This window comes from Burkholderia sp. HAN2018 (assembly GCF_024704855.1).
GTDB classification, from domain to species: Bacteria; Pseudomonadota; Gammaproteobacteria; order Burkholderiales; family Burkholderiaceae; genus Burkholderia; species Burkholderia cepacia.
Window position 1 is genome coordinate 80202 of sequence record NZ_QOBB01000002.1, and the last position, 13526, is coordinate 93727.

14 protein-coding genes are annotated in these 13526 nt (G+C 64.3%); 9 read left to right on the forward strand and 5 right to left on the reverse strand.

All coding sequences use genetic code 11. The features are described from left to right. Window positions 1–27 precede the first annotated feature (27 nt). From DPV74_RS00930 to DPV74_RS00940, 3 genes are all read right to left on the reverse strand, one after another. Window positions 28–831, reverse strand: a complete 804-nt coding sequence (locus tag DPV74_RS00930) for an SDR family oxidoreductase (protein ID WP_060083160.1) — start codon at window positions 829–831, stop codon at window positions 28–30. Next, window positions 831–1463, reverse strand: coding sequence for a GTP cyclohydrolase I FolE (folE, locus tag DPV74_RS00935; protein ID WP_021157584.1), 633 nt, complete (start codon window positions 1461–1463; stop codon window positions 831–833). The genes DPV74_RS00930 and folE overlap by 1 nt, the downstream gene beginning before the upstream one ends. Window positions 1464–1552: 89 nt before the next feature. After that, window positions 1553–2479 carry a LysR family transcriptional regulator gene (locus tag DPV74_RS00940; protein ID WP_034189749.1) on the reverse strand — a complete coding sequence of 309 codons (927 nt, stop codon included), beginning with the start codon at window positions 2477–2479 and terminating at the stop codon, window positions 1553–1555. A gap of 116 nt (window positions 2480–2595) precedes the next feature. Between DPV74_RS00940 and pobA the strand changes: the two genes are divergently transcribed. The 7 genes from pobA (at window position 2596) to DPV74_RS00975 (ending at window position 9660) form a co-directional block, all read left to right on the forward strand. Then, the gene (gene pobA, locus DPV74_RS00945; protein ID WP_119336342.1) at window positions 2596–3828 is read left to right on the forward strand and encodes a 4-hydroxybenzoate 3-monooxygenase; all 1233 of its coding nucleotides are present in this window, start codon (window positions 2596–2598) and stop codon (window positions 3826–3828) included. 143 nt (window positions 3829–3971) lie between these two features. Continuing rightward, window positions 3972–4688: a 3-oxoacid CoA-transferase subunit A gene (locus tag DPV74_RS00950; protein ID WP_021157587.1), complete on the forward strand. Its 717-nt coding sequence runs from the start codon at window positions 3972–3974 to the stop codon at window positions 4686–4688. A 13-nt stretch (window positions 4689–4701) separates the two neighbouring features. Then, on the forward strand, window positions 4702–5358 hold the full coding sequence (locus DPV74_RS00955; RefSeq protein ID WP_119336357.1) for a CoA transferase subunit B: 657 nt from the start codon (window positions 4702–4704) through the stop codon (window positions 5356–5358). Window positions 5359–5446: 88 nt separating this feature from the next. Further along, window positions 5447–6805 (forward strand): 3-carboxy-cis,cis-muconate cycloisomerase, encoded by a 1359-nt coding sequence (locus tag DPV74_RS00960; RefSeq protein ID WP_059699223.1) that lies wholly within the window; start codon window positions 5447–5449, stop codon window positions 6803–6805. Window positions 6806–6819: 14 nt separating this feature from the next. Continuing rightward, window positions 6820–7605, forward strand: a complete 786-nt coding sequence (gene pcaD / locus DPV74_RS00965; RefSeq protein WP_027790095.1) for a 3-oxoadipate enol-lactonase — start codon at window positions 6820–6822, stop codon at window positions 7603–7605. 10 nt (window positions 7606–7615) lie between these two features. Beyond that, window positions 7616–8002 (forward strand): 4-carboxymuconolactone decarboxylase, encoded by a 387-nt coding sequence (gene pcaC / locus DPV74_RS00970; protein WP_119336343.1) that lies wholly within the window; start codon window positions 7616–7618, stop codon window positions 8000–8002. A gap of 299 nt (window positions 8003–8301) precedes the next feature. Then, window positions 8302–9660: an MFS transporter gene (locus tag DPV74_RS00975; protein WP_060083163.1), complete on the forward strand. Its 1359-nt coding sequence runs from the start codon at window positions 8302–8304 to the stop codon at window positions 9658–9660. A gap of 60 nt (window positions 9661–9720) precedes the next feature. On the opposite strand, the gene DPV74_RS00980 is transcribed toward DPV74_RS00975, so the two are convergent. Beyond that, window positions 9721–9969 carry a hypothetical protein gene (locus tag DPV74_RS00980; protein WP_027790093.1) on the reverse strand — a complete coding sequence of 83 codons (249 nt, stop codon included), beginning with the start codon at window positions 9967–9969 and terminating at the stop codon, window positions 9721–9723. Between the two features lie 107 nt (window positions 9970–10076). Next, a complete protein-coding gene (locus DPV74_RS00985; protein WP_091923880.1) occupies window positions 10077–10694 on the reverse strand; it encodes a LysE family translocator in 618 nt (205 codons plus the stop codon). 670 nt (window positions 10695–11364) lie between these two features. Between DPV74_RS00985 and DPV74_RS00990 the strand changes: the two genes are divergently transcribed. Both DPV74_RS00990 and DPV74_RS00995 read left to right on the forward strand, forming a co-directional pair. After that, complete coding sequence (locus DPV74_RS00990) at window positions 11365–12066, forward strand: hypothetical protein (protein ID WP_119336344.1); 702 nt, start codon at window positions 11365–11367, stop codon at window positions 12064–12066. Then, complete coding sequence (locus DPV74_RS00995; protein ID WP_257942886.1) at window positions 12063–13439, forward strand: hypothetical protein; 1377 nt, start codon at window positions 12063–12065, stop codon at window positions 13437–13439. The genes DPV74_RS00990 and DPV74_RS00995 overlap by 4 nt, the downstream gene beginning before the upstream one ends. Window positions 13440–13526: the final 87 nt, after the last annotated feature.

Below are 13526 nucleotides of genomic sequence, written 5' to 3' on the forward strand. Positions count from 1 at the left end.
CCGGCTGCCTGCTGCCGCGCGCGTCGGTCAGTGCTTGCTGTCGGGCGCGCGGTGCTTGTACAGCACGTCCTGGTCGACGCGGATCAGGTTCTGCCCCGCATCGACGACGAAATCCACGCCGTTGTACGCGTTGCCCGTCAGCATCAGGATCGCGCTCGCGACGTCGTCGGGGCCCGCGATGCGCGCGAGCGGCGTCGATGCGCGGCTCGCGTGTTCGAAGTCGGCCTGCGTCTGGTCGTCGCTCGGCAGCATCAGCCCGGGGAACACCGCGTTCACGCGCAGCACCGGCGCGGACGACAGCGCGAGCATCTGCGTGAGGTTGCCGAGCGCGGCCTTCGCGACCGTATAGCTGAAATGGTCGCGGTGAAAGTTTTCCTTGATCTTCTGGTCGACCACGTTCACGACGACACCCTGCGTACCGGCCGCGCGGGCCCGTTCGTAGAACGCGCGCGTGAGCAGGATCGGCGCGCGGCAGTTGACGGCCCATGCCTGGTCGAACGCCGCGAGGTCGAAGCTCGGGAAATGATCCTGCCAGAATACCGACGCGTTGTTGACGAGCACGTCGAGGCGCCCGAAGCGCGCATACACCTGGTCGATCAGCGCGGTGATCTGTTCGGCATCCGACAGGTCAGCCTGCAACGCAACCGAATCGTGCCCGCGCTCGGCGATCGCGCGGGCCGCGGCCTGCGCTGCATCGGCCGAACGGTCGTAGTGCACCGCGGTGCGATAGCCGTGCGCGGCGAAATACTCGGCGAACGCGCGCCCGGCCCGGCGCGCGGCGCCGGTCACGAGCACGACGGGCGCGTGCGCCGTTTGCTTCGTCGACTCCATTACGTATTCGTCAGGTTGACTGAAGAAGGATTCGCGACGATCGACAGGAATTCGCGCCGCGTCGACGGATCGGTGCGGAACGTGCCGAGCATGCGCGACGTCACCATCTCGACGCCCGGCTTGTGCACGCCGCGCGTCGAGATGCACTGGTGCGCGGCTTCGAGGATCACGCCGACGCCCTTCGGCTGCAGCACGTCGAACAGCGTGTCGGCGATCTGCACGGTCATCTTTTCCTGGATCTGCAGGCGCTTCGCGAACGCGTCGACGAGGCGCGCGAGTTTCGAGATGCCGACCACACGATGGTTCGGCAGATACGCGACGTGCGCGCGGCCGATGATCGGCACCATGTGGTGCTCGCAGTAGCTCTCGAAGCGGATGTCCTTCAGCACGATCATTTCGTCGTAGCCGTCGACTTCGCTGAACGTGCGCGCGAGGATGTCGCGCGGCTCCAGCGCGTAACCGGCGAAGAACTGCTCGTAGGCGCGCACGACGCGCGCGGGCGTGTCGATCAGGCCTTCGCGTGCGGGATCGTCGCCGGCCCAGCGCAACAGCACGCGAACGGCGTCTTCCGCTTCTTCGCGGCTCGGACGGGATGCGGCCGGCTCGGGCCGCGCGGACTTCTTTTTAGCCATCTATCTGCTCCATCGAATGCCGCCGCCGGGGCGGCGCGGAATCCGGGCATTGTTTCATGCTTTCGCAGGTCGCGTGCGCGGCCCGGCACTCACTTCGGCCATTCGTCCTGCTCGTCGTTGAACAGCGACGCGACGACGCCGCGCAGCCACGCCGTGCGCGGATCGTTGTGGTACTTGCGATGCCAGTGCTGCTTCAGGTCGAAGCGCGGCAGGGCGAGCGGCGGCTCTACGGGCACGATGAACGCGTGCTCGGCTGCATACGCATAGCCGATCGCATGCGGCACCGTTGCGATCAGGTCGGTGCGGCTCAGGATGAACGGCAGGCTCATGAAGTGCGGTGTCTCGAGCACCGCGCGGCGCTGCATGCGCTGCTTCGCGAGATATTTCTCGAGCACCTCCTGGCTGCGCCCTTCGGCACGCACCACCGCGTGCCCGCAGGTGAGGAACTGTTCGACCGTGAACGGCGGCGCCTGTTCGAACGGATGGCCGCGCCGCATCAGGCAGACGAACCGGTGCGTGAACAGCCGCTGCTGGAAGAAGTTGTTGCCGTCGAGATCGGGGAAGTAGCCGACCGCGAGATCGATCGACCCGGCTTCGAGGCCGCGACCGACTTCGTCGTGCGCGAGCGAGACCGAGCGCAGGTTCGCGTGCGGTGCGCGCGTCGCGAACGCCTGCAGCAGCTTCGGCAGGAACACGATCTCGCCCACGTCCGACAGCGCGATCGAGAACGTATGCGTGCTCGCGGCCGGGTCGAAGTCGTGCGGCGCGACGAGGCCGCGCTCGATCTGCGCGAGCGCGTCGCGGGCGGCCGGCAGCAGCGCGAGCGCGCGCGGCGTCGGTTCCATCCCGCGCGACGTGCGCACGAACAGCGGATCGCCGAAGTACTCGCGCAGCCGGCCGAGCGCCGTGCTCACGCGCGGCTGGCTGACGCCGAGCAGGTCGCCGGCACGGCTCACGTTGCGCGTGTCGTCGAGTGCGACGAGGTAGGGAATGAGGTTCAGATCGAGCGCTTCCATCACCGGGCCAGTATCTTGAAAACGTATACAACATATCTCCTGAATCGCGTTGCCGCATAGTCGGGAAAGCGCTCAAATGTGTTCGACGATTCGAATTAATGTTCAGGAGACGAACAATGCGCACCCAGGTCGCCATCATCGGCGCCGGCCCGTCCGGCCTTTTGCTTTCCCATCTGCTGCGCCTGCAAGGCGTCGATTCCATCCTCGTCGAAGCGCGTTCGCGCGAATACTGCGAGAACCGCATCCGCGCCGGCGTGCTGGAGCAGGGCACGGTCGACACGCTGAACGAGGCCGGCCTCGGCGAGCGGATGCGCCGCGAGGGGCTCGAACATCACGGCATCGAGCTGCTGTTCTCCGGGCAGCGCCATCGCATCGACCTGTCCGAATTGACCGGCGGGCGCGCGATCACCGTCTACAGCCAGCATGAAGTCGTGCGCGACCTGATCGCGGCGGGCGTCGAGCATGGCCACCAGATGCATTTCGAAGTCAGCGACGTCGCGCTGCACGACGTCGAAGGCGAACACCCGTTCGTCACGTTCAAGCATGCGGACGGCCGCGAAGACCGCATCGACTGCGACTACATCGCCGGCTGCGACGGCTTCCACGGCATCGCGCGCCAGACGATCCCGGCCGAGCGGCTGAACACGTTCGAGCGCGTCTATCCGTTCGCGTGGCTCGGCATTCTCGCCGACGCGGCGCCGTCGCTCGACGAGCTCGTCTACGCGCATCACGACAACGGTTTCGCGCTGTTCTCGATGCGCTCGCCGACGGTCACGCGCCTGTACCTGCAGTGCAAGCCCGACGAGGACCTCACCGAATGGTCCGATGCGCGGATCTGGGACGAACTGCACACGCGCTTCTCGAACGACACGGGCTGGACGCCGACCGAGGGCCGGATCACGCAGAAAAGCGTGACGCCGATGCGCAGCTTCGTGTCGGAGACGATGCAGCACGGGCGCCTCTTTCTCGCCGGCGACGCCGCGCACATCGTGCCGCCGACCGGCGCGAAGGGGATGAACCTGGCGGTGGCCGACGTCCGCGCGCTGTCCCGCGCGCTCGGCGCGCGCTATCGCAACGGCGACGCGACGCTGCTCGACACATATTCGGCGACCTGCCTCGAACGCGTGTGGCGGGCCGAGCACTTCTCGTACTTCATGACGAACATGCTGCACTCGTCGCCGGAAGACTCGCCGTTCGTCAATCGCCTGAAGTTTGCCGAGCTGAAATACGTGACGCGCTCGCGGGCCGCCGCGCAGTCGCTCGCCGAAAACTACGTCGGGCTGCCGTTCGACGACGCGACGCCCCCCGAGGGAACCCGCCTTGACAACGCGCTGTGCGCGACTCTATGATCGGCCCATCGTTCGCTAATCGAATCTAGGTTCGATTAGCGAACAAATACCGGGATCGAGATCGGCCCCGGCGCGACACGCGGTACGCGCGTGTCCCCTCGACAGGCCGCGCATCGAGCCGCGGGTTCGTATCAGGAAGAGACATGGTCAACAAGATTTTCGAATCGCTTCAGTCGGCGGTGGCCGACATCCACGACGGCGCGACAATCATGATCGGCGGCTTCGGCACGGCAGGCATGCCGTCCGAGCTGATCGACGCGCTGATCGAACAGGGCGCGCGCGACCTGACGATCGTCAACAACAACGCGGGTAACGGCGAGACGGGCCTCGCGGCGCTGCTGAAGGCGAAGCAGGTGCGCAAGATCATCTGCTCGTTCCCGCGCCAGAGCGATTCGCAGGTGTTCGACGGGCTGTACCGCGCCGGCGAGATCGAGCTGGAACTCGTGCCGCAGGGCAACCTCGCGGAGCGTATCCGCGCGGCGGGCGCAGGCATCGGCGGCTTCTTCACGCCGACGGGTTACGGCACCAAGCTCGCGGAAGGCAAGGAAACGCGCGTGATCGACGGCAAGCCGTATGTGTTCGAGACGCCGATCCACGCCGATTTCGCGCTCGTGAAGGCGTACAAGGGCGATCGCTGGGGCAATCTCGTGTATCGCAAGACCGCGCGCAACTTCGGGCCGATCATGGCCAGCGCCGCGAAGGTCGCGATCGTGCAGGTGTCGGAAGTCGTGCCGCTCGGCGCGCTGAACCCGGAACACATCGTGACGCCGGGCATTTTCGTCCAGCGCGTCGTCGAGGTGCCGCAGGCCGCGCATGCGGCCGAGCTGGCTGCCGAACATGCTGCATCGCAAGCCGCTTGAGGGAGATATTCAGATGAAACGACTGACCCGCGATGAAATGGCCAAGCGCGTCGCCCAGGACATCCCCGAAGGCGCGTACGTGAACCTCGGCATCGGCGTGCCGACGCTGGTGGCGAACCACCTCGACCCGAGCAAGGAAATCTTCCTGCACAGCGAGAACGGCCTGCTCGGCATGGGCCCCGCGCCCGCGCCGGGCGAGGAAGACGACGAACTGATCAACGCCGGCAAGCAGCACGTGACGCTGCTCACCGGCGGCGCATATTTCCACCATTCGGATTCGTTCGCGATGATGCGCGGCGGCCACCTCGATTACTGCGTGCTCGGCGCGTTCCAGGTATCGGCGAACGGCGACCTCGCGAACTGGCATACGGGTGCGCCCGATGCAATTCCGGCGGTCGGCGGCGCGATGGACCTCGCGATCGGCGCGAAGCAGGTGTTCGTGATGATGGAGCACCTGACGAAGCAGGGCGAGAGCAAGATCGTCGCGCAGTGCTCGTATCCGGTCACCGGTGTGCAGTGCGTGAGCCGCATCTATACGGATCTCGCCGTGCTCGACGTGACGGCCGGCGGGCTGGCCGTGAGCGAGATCTTCACCGACCTGTCGTTCGACGAACTGCAGAAGCTGACCGGCGTGCCGCTGATCGACGCGACGCAAAAGGCGGCTGCCTGAACCGCAGGCGTGCCGGCGCGTGCGCTTGCGCGCATGCCGGCACGCTTGGGTGGACAATAGGCGCACGCCGTTTCCCCAATCTGATGCCATGCTCGAAGACAGCGCCCGCCTGACCTCCCTCATCTGCGGCACCGAGCCGCTCAACCGGATCTGGTCGCCCCGCGCGACGATCCAGCGGATGCTCGACGTCGAGGCCGCGCTCGCGCGTGCGCTCGCCGCGCAGCAGGTGATTCCCGCCGCCGCGGTCGCGCCGATCGAGCGCGCGTGCGACGCAAGCCGGCTCGACGCCGACGCGCTCGCGCACGGCGCGGCGCTCGGCGGCAATCTCGCGATTCCGCTCGTGAAGCAGCTCACCGCGCAGGTGAAGGCCGACGACCCCGAGGCCGCGAAGTTCGTGCACTGGGGGGCGACGAGCCAGGACATCATCGATACCGCGACCGTCCTTCAGCTGCGCGACACGCTCGACGTGCTCGAGCCGATGCTCGACGAAGCGTGTGCGTCGCTCGCGGCGCTCGCGCGCACGCATCGCGCGACGCCGATGATCGGCCGCACGTGGCTGCAGCAGGCGCTGCCGATCACGCTCGGCCTGAAATTCGCGCAATGGCTCGACGCGCTGCTGCGCCATCGCGCGCGTTTCGCCGAATTGCGCGAACGCGCGCTCGTGCTGCAGTTCGGCGGCGCGGCCGGCACGCTCGCGAGCCTGCGCGAGCACGCGGCCGGCGTCACGGCCGCGCTGGCGGCGGACCTGAAGCTCGCCGCACCGGCCGTGCCGTGGCACACGCAGCGCGACCGCATCGCGGAAGCCGCATCCTGCTTCGGGATGCTGACGGGTACGCTCGGCAAGATCGCGCGTGACGTGTCGCTGCAGATGCAGACCGAAGTCGGCGAGCTCGGCGAACCGGCCGCCGCCGGCAAGGGCGGCTCGTCGACGATGCCGCACAAGCGCAACCCGGTCGGTTGCGCGGCGGTGCTTACCGCCGCGGTGCGCGCGCCGAACCTCGTCGCGACGGTGTTCGCGGGCATGGTCCAGGAACATGAACGTGCGCTCGGCGGCTGGCAGGCCGAATGGGACGCGCTGCCCGATCTCGCGCGCCTGACCGGCGGCGCGCTTGCGCAGATCGCCCAGATCGTCGCGGGCCTCGACGTGAACACCGAGCGCCTTGCCGCGAATCTCGACCTGACGCGCGGGCTGATTCTCGGCGAAGCGGTGATGCTCGCGCTCGGCGACAAGATCGGCCGGCTCGACGCGCATCACGTCGTCGAGCATGCGTCGAAGGAAGCCGTGCGCACGGGCTCGACGCTGTTCGATGTGCTCGCCGCCGATGCGACCGTGTCGGCGCACCTGTCGCGCGACGCGCTCGCGCGGCTGCTTGATCCCGCTCATTACGTCGGCGAGGCGCAGGCCTGCGTCGACGCCGTGCTCGCGCTGCACGCGGGCACGCAATAACCAGGAGAACCTCGATGCCTTTCGCCACTGTCAACGGCGTGAAACTGCATTACCGGATCGACCGTGCCGCGCGCGACGACGCGCCGTGGCTCGTCTTCTCGAACTCGCTCGGCGCCGACCTGCAGATGTGGGCACCGCAGATCCGTCCGCTCACGCAGCACTTCAACATCCTGCGCTACGACACGCGCGGCCACGGCCATTCCGACGCACCGGCCGGTTCGTACACGATCGAGCAGCTCGCCGGCGACGTGATCGGCCTGCTCGACCACGTCGGCATCGATCGCGCGCATTTCTGCGGGATCTCGATGGGCGGGCTGACGGGCGCGGCGCTGGCCGCACGCTTCCCGTCGCGCATCGTGCGCGCGGTGCTGTCGAACACCGCGGCAAAGATCGGTTCGCCGGAAGTGTGGGCGCCGCGCGCGCAGAAGGCACGCGCCGAAGGAATGGCCGCGCTCGCCGACGCCGTGCTGCCGCGCTGGTTCACCGACGCATTCGTCGAGCGTGAGCCGCGCCTGTTCGATGCGATCCGCGACACCTTCGTCCATACCGACAAGGACGGTTATGCGGCGAACTGCGACGCGCTGAATGCCGCCGACCTGCGCGAAGAGGTGAAAGGCATCGCGCTGCCGGTGCTCGTCGTGACCGGCGCGAAGGACATGTCGACGCCGCCCGACCAGGGCCGCGCGCTCGCCGCCGCGATTCCGGGTGCGCAGCACGTCGAATTCGACGCCGCGCATATTTCGAACATCGAGTGCACCGACGGCTTCAACCGCGCGCTGCTCGATTTCCTGACCGCGTGAGGCACCGGCGATGAACGACCAGGAACGTTACGAAGCAGGGATGACGGTGCGTCGCGCGGTGCTCGGCGACGCGCACGTCAATCGTTCGATCGAGAACCGTACCGAGGTGACCGACGAATTCCAGAACCTGATCACGCGTTATGCATGGGGCGAGATCTGGACGCGCGACGGCCTGCCGCGCCATACGCGCAGCCTGCTGACCATCGCGATGATGGTGGCGCTCAATCGCGGCGAGGAGCTTGCGCTCCATCTGCGCGCCGCGCGCAACAACGGCGTGACCCGCGACGAGATCAAGGAAGTGCTGCTGCAGACCGCGATCTATTGCGGCGTGCCGGCCGCGAATTCCGCGTTCCATCTCGCGGACAAGATCTTCAAGGAACAGGACGCGGCCGCGTAAGACGGTCGGTCAGGCGCGGCCGGTTGAGGGCGGCCGCAACCGATCGCGTGGCCCGCTGTCGCAAGCGGGCCGTCGACGACGGAATCGATGAACGCGCCGGCAGAGCATCGGCGCACGGCACACCGGATGATTGGTGGACGAACAAAGGAAGGGCGCGGCTGCCATGCCGTATTGCTCATACATTATTAGCGTTGCATGGGACCGGAGTGAGCGCTGACGCGCCAACGCCGGTCGACCACGACGCATGGGATCCAGGTAGGCGCCAAGGCGCCAGCTTGGATCGACACAGGAGACTAGCGATGAATCGCGCACCCGTGGTCGATGTCCAGACCTTCATCAACGAGCAGCCGTTCGGCGGCTTTCAATGGCTCGTGTTCCTCATGTGTTTCGTGATCGTGCTGCTCGACGGCTTCGATACGGCCGCGATCGGCTTCATCGCGCCGTCGCTGCTCGGCGAATGGAACCTCACCAAGCCCGATCTCGCGCCGGTACTCAGCGCCGCGCTGTTCGGCCTCGCGTGCGGCGCGCTCGTGTCGGGCCCGCTGTCCGACCGGCTCGGCCGCCGTTCGCTGCTGCTCGGCTCGGTATTCCTGTTCGGCGTCGCATGCCTGATGTCCGCATTCTCGACGACCATCGGGCATCTGACGATCCTGCGTTTCATCACCGGCGTCGGGCTGGGCGCGGCGATGCCGAACGCGGTCACGATGATGGGCGAGTTCTGTCCGGACAAGCGCCGCGCGACCGTGATCAACCTGATGTTCTGCGGCTTCCCGCTCGGCGCCGCGTTCGGCGGTTTCCTGGCCGCGTGGATGATTCCGCATTTCGGCTGGCGCAGCGTGCTGATCCTCGGCGGCGTGACGCCGCTGCTGCTCGGCGTGCTGTTGCTGCTGAAGATGCCGGAATCGGTGCGCTTCATGGTCGCGAGCGGCCAGCATGTCGACAAGATCCGCGCAACGCTTGCGCGCATCTCGCGCGAAGCGCTGAACGCCGGTTCGTTCGCGATGACCGAAGCCGCGCCGCAGACCGGCAGCAAGGGCCTCGGCGTCGTGCTGTCGCGCTCGTACATCGTCGGCTCGGTGATGCTGTGGCTCGCGTACTTCATGGGGCTCGTGATCTTCTACGCGTCGATCAACTGGATGCCGATCCTGCTGAAGGATGCCGGGCTGACGCCGAAGAGCGCGACGCTGATCTCCGCGCTGTTCCCGCTCGGCGGTGTGGGTGCCGTGCTGTGCGGTGTGCTGATGGACCGCTTCAACGCGAACCGCGTGATCGCCGTGTGCTACGCGCTGACGGCCGTCAGCGTGTATGCGATCGGGCAGGCGGCCGGCAACGTCGGGCTGCTCGTGCTGGTCGTGTTCGTGGCCGGCGTGCTGATGAACACCGCGCAATCGTCGATGCCGGCGCTCGCCGCCGCGTTCTATCCGACCGAGGGGCGCGGCACGGGTGTCGCGTGGATGCTCGGCGTCGGCCGCTTCGGCGGGATTGCGGGATCGTTCCTCGTCGCCGAGCTGACGCGCCGGCATTTCTCGTTCGCGGGCGTGTTCGCGACGATCGCCGTCGCGGGCTTGCTCGCGTGTGTCGCGCTGCTGATCAAGCAGATGGCGCGGCCGCACGGCGTGACGCAGCCGGCAGGCAAGATCGAATCGCTCGGGCATTGAGCGAAGCGCGGGCCGGTGCGATGCGCCGGCCCGCCGATACGGCGGCCGTCGGGCCGCCGGTTATTCTTCCGCGTCGTGTTCCTTCACGAAGTTGCGCAGATACGCGCGCAGCGCAGCCTCCCGGCTGCGATGATCGGAGAGGTTCGCGGCGCCCATGTCTTCCTCTTCGCCGAACATCGTCGGCGGTGCGCAATAGATGCCGATCTCGATGTCTTCGCGCAACACACGAATCTCGTGCGTGAGCGGGCGATACTCGGCGATCCAGTGCATCCCCTCGATGTGTTCACCCGCCCTCAGCAGTGGCTTCATCGGCACTCTCCCGGCAGCAGCGGCGCAACCGGCGAAGCGGTTGCGCGCGCCCGTACCAAAAGGGTACGCCTGCATGGCACGAATCTCAACGGGCGCGCTGTGAGCGCTCACTGCGGCAGCAGGTGCGCGATCAGGGGGTACAGCGACAGGATCAGCAGCACGGCCATCGTCATGTTGAAGAGGCGCAGCGCGCGGGGATTCGACAGGAAGCGGCGCAGGCCGAGCCCGAACGCGGCCCACAGGCTGATGCACGGAAAGCCGATCAGAATGAATACGACGGCCATCCACGCGGCGTTCATCCCGTAGTCGCCGGACAGGCGGATCGTCGTCGCGGCGGTCAGCACCATCATCCATGCCTTCGGATTGATCCACTGGAAAGCGGCGGCTTCGATGAACGTCATCGGCCGCGGCTTGCCGCCGTGCGCCTTCACTTCGCCCGACGTGCCGATGCGCCACGCGAGGTACAGCAGGTACGCGACGCTCGCGACTTCGAGGATCGTATAGAGCAGCGGCAGGCGCTTGAATGCTTCGCCGAGGCCGAAGCCGACACAGAGCATCAGGATCGCGACGCCGGTGCTGATGCCGAACAGGTGCGGCATGGTGCGGCGGAAACCGAAATTGACGCCGGACGCGAGCAGCATCGTGTTGTTCGGGCCGGGCGTGATCGACGTGACGAGCGCAAACAGCATGCCGGCGGGCAGCGCGCTCAGGGTGAGGAATTCCATCGCGGATTCTCCATTCTGTTCTGGACTGGGATGGAGGTCAGTTTAGCGACGGTTTTCTGTACAGTACCGGTACAGTTTGATTGACGATTGCCGGTACGGGGTTTGATCGCCCGCGCGCTGGCGCGAGATAGCGCTGTTGTTTCTCAAAAAAGATGTCCGCAGTCTCAATGAGTTGTCTTTGAATAAAAATTCGCATCGGCTGCGAAACTTCGGCGTATTTGCAAATTTATTTCTATTTTCGATATTTTTATTCTGAAATTCAATGAAATTGGAAATCTATCACTTCGTCGAAATGGAAGAGGTGCGAGCGGTGGCTATGGACAAGGGGATTATGGGGTGATGAGAGCGGCGTCGTGTGGTTGCTATGCGGTGAGGCGGCCGATGCTTCTAAAATGGCAACGTGCCAGTCTGATGATAGTCAGCTAACCCGCGACAAGGCCTTTGTGAACATTCAACGATGACAACGAAAAAAAGCAGCGAAACGTTCGATCCAAGATTCCGGGTAGCATACGTGCACTGCAATAGTCTGATCGACCGAAACCCGGGCGTGAGGTATCGACTGGCCGTCTTGCGCCAGGCGCGCGCCGAGCGACTATCGCGCTGAGTTACGTACGACGTGATCAGCCTTCATCCGTGCTACCGTCTCTGAAACGGAACGGGGGAGAATTCGATGGACGTCGGCTGGTTTCTGCACGAGCGGGTGAACTTCATCCGTCAACTCTACAAAACGTCAGCGGCGCCGTACGCGCAGCGCAAGGATCAGATCGAGCGGGGTGTGGACCCGTTCGAGCCGCCGTACAGCGAGGACGGGGAGCCGCCGTTTCAAGTTGAATGGCAAGAGGCTGACGATTCGCTGCACGTGCTTGGTTACTCATGCGTTTCCATGCTTTCGGACACGTTGAAAATCTTCTTCGATACGTGGAAACGTCTGACGGGCCTCGCCGTCGATGACGAGACGGCGAAGGTAATGAAAAAGCGCGGTTTCGTCGCCGGCTATTGCGCCCTGTTCGAGACGCATCTGGGGGTTCACCTCGACGACAGCGGGATAGACCTCGAACTGCTCGAGCAAGTGGTGCTTGTGCGCAACCGTGTGCAGCACCAGAATTCACTCACAATGAATCGCCCTAGCCATTCCACGCGAGAACTCGCTCGCCTGAAAAGCCCATTCTTTCTCGACGAGTTCGAACGAAACCTCCTCTCAGACGTTGACATGAACCGGGATAGCGTCTGGTTGATGGCGCCGCGGATTGCGGTGACCGGTGATCACTTGATGAGCGTGCTGGACGCCGTGGACCGCCTCGCCGATTGGATGGACGAAGTGATCGAGCCGTTCCGCTACCGACGGAATCGCCGACCACAGGCGACCTTGTGACGACGCCGTGCCGCCAACGCTTTAACCGTATAGATATGGACAAAAATTCGAGCACCTTCCCCGTCGATGTGAATACCGATAACAAATTAATCAAGGCCTATCTGGGCCGTGGAGAAAATTGGCATCTCAACGCGTGCGTTGGCAAAAACACTGGATCGTTTGACAACTCAATAGGCTACGCCGACGGGTTCAAGTCCGCTGCCGAGGTGATGCTGAAGCTTCTGGGTGTAGCCAAGCCTGCTGCGGCGGATGAGCATTGGGGGGAAAGTCTGTTAATCGATACGCTCGTCTATCCGATCTGCTACTCCGCCAGACACCATGTCGAGTTGGCACTCAAGCGCGCTCTGCCACGGGCGTGGAAGATCTTCAAGATGCGATCGCCAAACTCATCGCACGGCCTCTCGAAGCCGCAGGCAACGGAACTCACACACAGCGTACTGGACGTGTGGTCAGACCTTGATGCGATCTGCAGCAAAGCTGCAGATCAGAGACTGAGCGTACTCGTGGAGAATTTAAAACCGTACGTTATTGGAATCGATGAGATCGACAAATCCGGTCAAACGTTCAGATATGCCTCAAATGCTGAGGACTCGAGTCTTCATCTAAGTGATACTCCGCATATCAACCTCCAATACTTTGCGGAAGGATACGCTGAACTGTGTGAGTTGCTCGAGGAACTAGAGCGTTGTCTTGATGCGCTGGTGTTTGAGTACTCGACGGGCACTTTTACCAGCAAGCTGAATCGTGAACAGCTTGTGGTGATCGCTAGCCGATTGCCACCTCGTGGCCAATGGGGAAGTGCCGCTTTCATTGAAGCGAGAGACGATGTCTGTTCAACCTATAAGCTGGGCTCCAGGGACTTTCAAAGGGCTTGTAACATTATCCAGAAAACAAGATCACTCGCCCTTCTGATTGACGTGTCGATCCCCGTCGATGGTTTGGATCGGGACACCTTCCTGCGCCTGCATAGTGCCTCGAAGGGTTGTGAGTCTGCCTTGGCATCCTTGGATCTGCGGGAGCGTTCAATCATCTTTGGGCTTCTGGAGACCGGATCACCTTCCGTGTATCCGGAGCAGTTCGAGTTCTTCTTGACGCCTCGGCCAACCGATGATGATGCGGCTTGCCAGTTCGATGTCGAACGCGAGCCTGCCTATCTGGCAAGACGCGTCTGTGCTCGACCTGACTTAGTGGAGCGCGCGCTTTCTAATCTTGGACTAGTCGATTTGCTGACTGAATTTCGCGGCATCTTCAATGAGGAGATTGAGAGATTACGAGAAATTCGTGACTCCAGCCAAGACGTTGATTTTTCTGAGCAATTCGGAAAGCTGTTTGACAAAAAGCGTACTGATGACGACGATCAGGTCTATCTGTAGACGCGGTCCACGTACGCCCCTCAGCGCACCTAGACCATCTCTTTGAAAACGCAATTTCAGTCGCGCCGAACGGTCGAATCTGCACCA

Bases quoted from the DNA above. Each gene is read 5' to 3' on its own strand.
- DPV74_RS00930 (WP_060083160.1), bottom strand. From the start codon at position 831: ATGGAGTCGACGAAGCAAACGGCGCACGCGCCCGTCGTGCTCGTGACC.
- folE (WP_021157584.1), bottom strand. From the start codon at position 1,463: ATGGCTAAAAAGAAGTCCGCGCGGCCCGAGCCGGCCGCATCCCGTCCG.
- DPV74_RS00940 (WP_034189749.1), bottom strand. From the start codon at position 2,479: ATGGAAGCGCTCGATCTGAACCTCATTCCCTACCTCGTCGCACTCGAC.
- pobA (WP_119336342.1), top strand. From the start codon at position 2,596: ATGCGCACCCAGGTCGCCATCATCGGCGCCGGCCCGTCCGGCCTTTTG.
- DPV74_RS00950 (WP_021157587.1), top strand. From the start codon at position 3,972: ATGGTCAACAAGATTTTCGAATCGCTTCAGTCGGCGGTGGCCGACATC.
- DPV74_RS00955 (WP_119336357.1), top strand. From the start codon at position 4,702: ATGAAACGACTGACCCGCGATGAAATGGCCAAGCGCGTCGCCCAGGAC.
- DPV74_RS00960 (WP_059699223.1), top strand. From the start codon at position 5,447: ATGCTCGAAGACAGCGCCCGCCTGACCTCCCTCATCTGCGGCACCGAG.
- pcaD (WP_027790095.1), top strand. From the start codon at position 6,820: ATGCCTTTCGCCACTGTCAACGGCGTGAAACTGCATTACCGGATCGAC.
- pcaC (WP_119336343.1), top strand. From the start codon at position 7,616: ATGAACGACCAGGAACGTTACGAAGCAGGGATGACGGTGCGTCGCGCG.
- DPV74_RS00975 (WP_060083163.1), top strand. From the start codon at position 8,302: ATGAATCGCGCACCCGTGGTCGATGTCCAGACCTTCATCAACGAGCAG.
- DPV74_RS00980 (WP_027790093.1), bottom strand. From the start codon at position 9,969: ATGAAGCCACTGCTGAGGGCGGGTGAACACATCGAGGGGATGCACTGG.
- DPV74_RS00985 (WP_091923880.1), bottom strand. From the start codon at position 10,694: ATGGAATTCCTCACCCTGAGCGCGCTGCCCGCCGGCATGCTGTTTGCG.
- DPV74_RS00990 (WP_119336344.1), top strand. From the start codon at position 11,365: ATGGACGTCGGCTGGTTTCTGCACGAGCGGGTGAACTTCATCCGTCAA.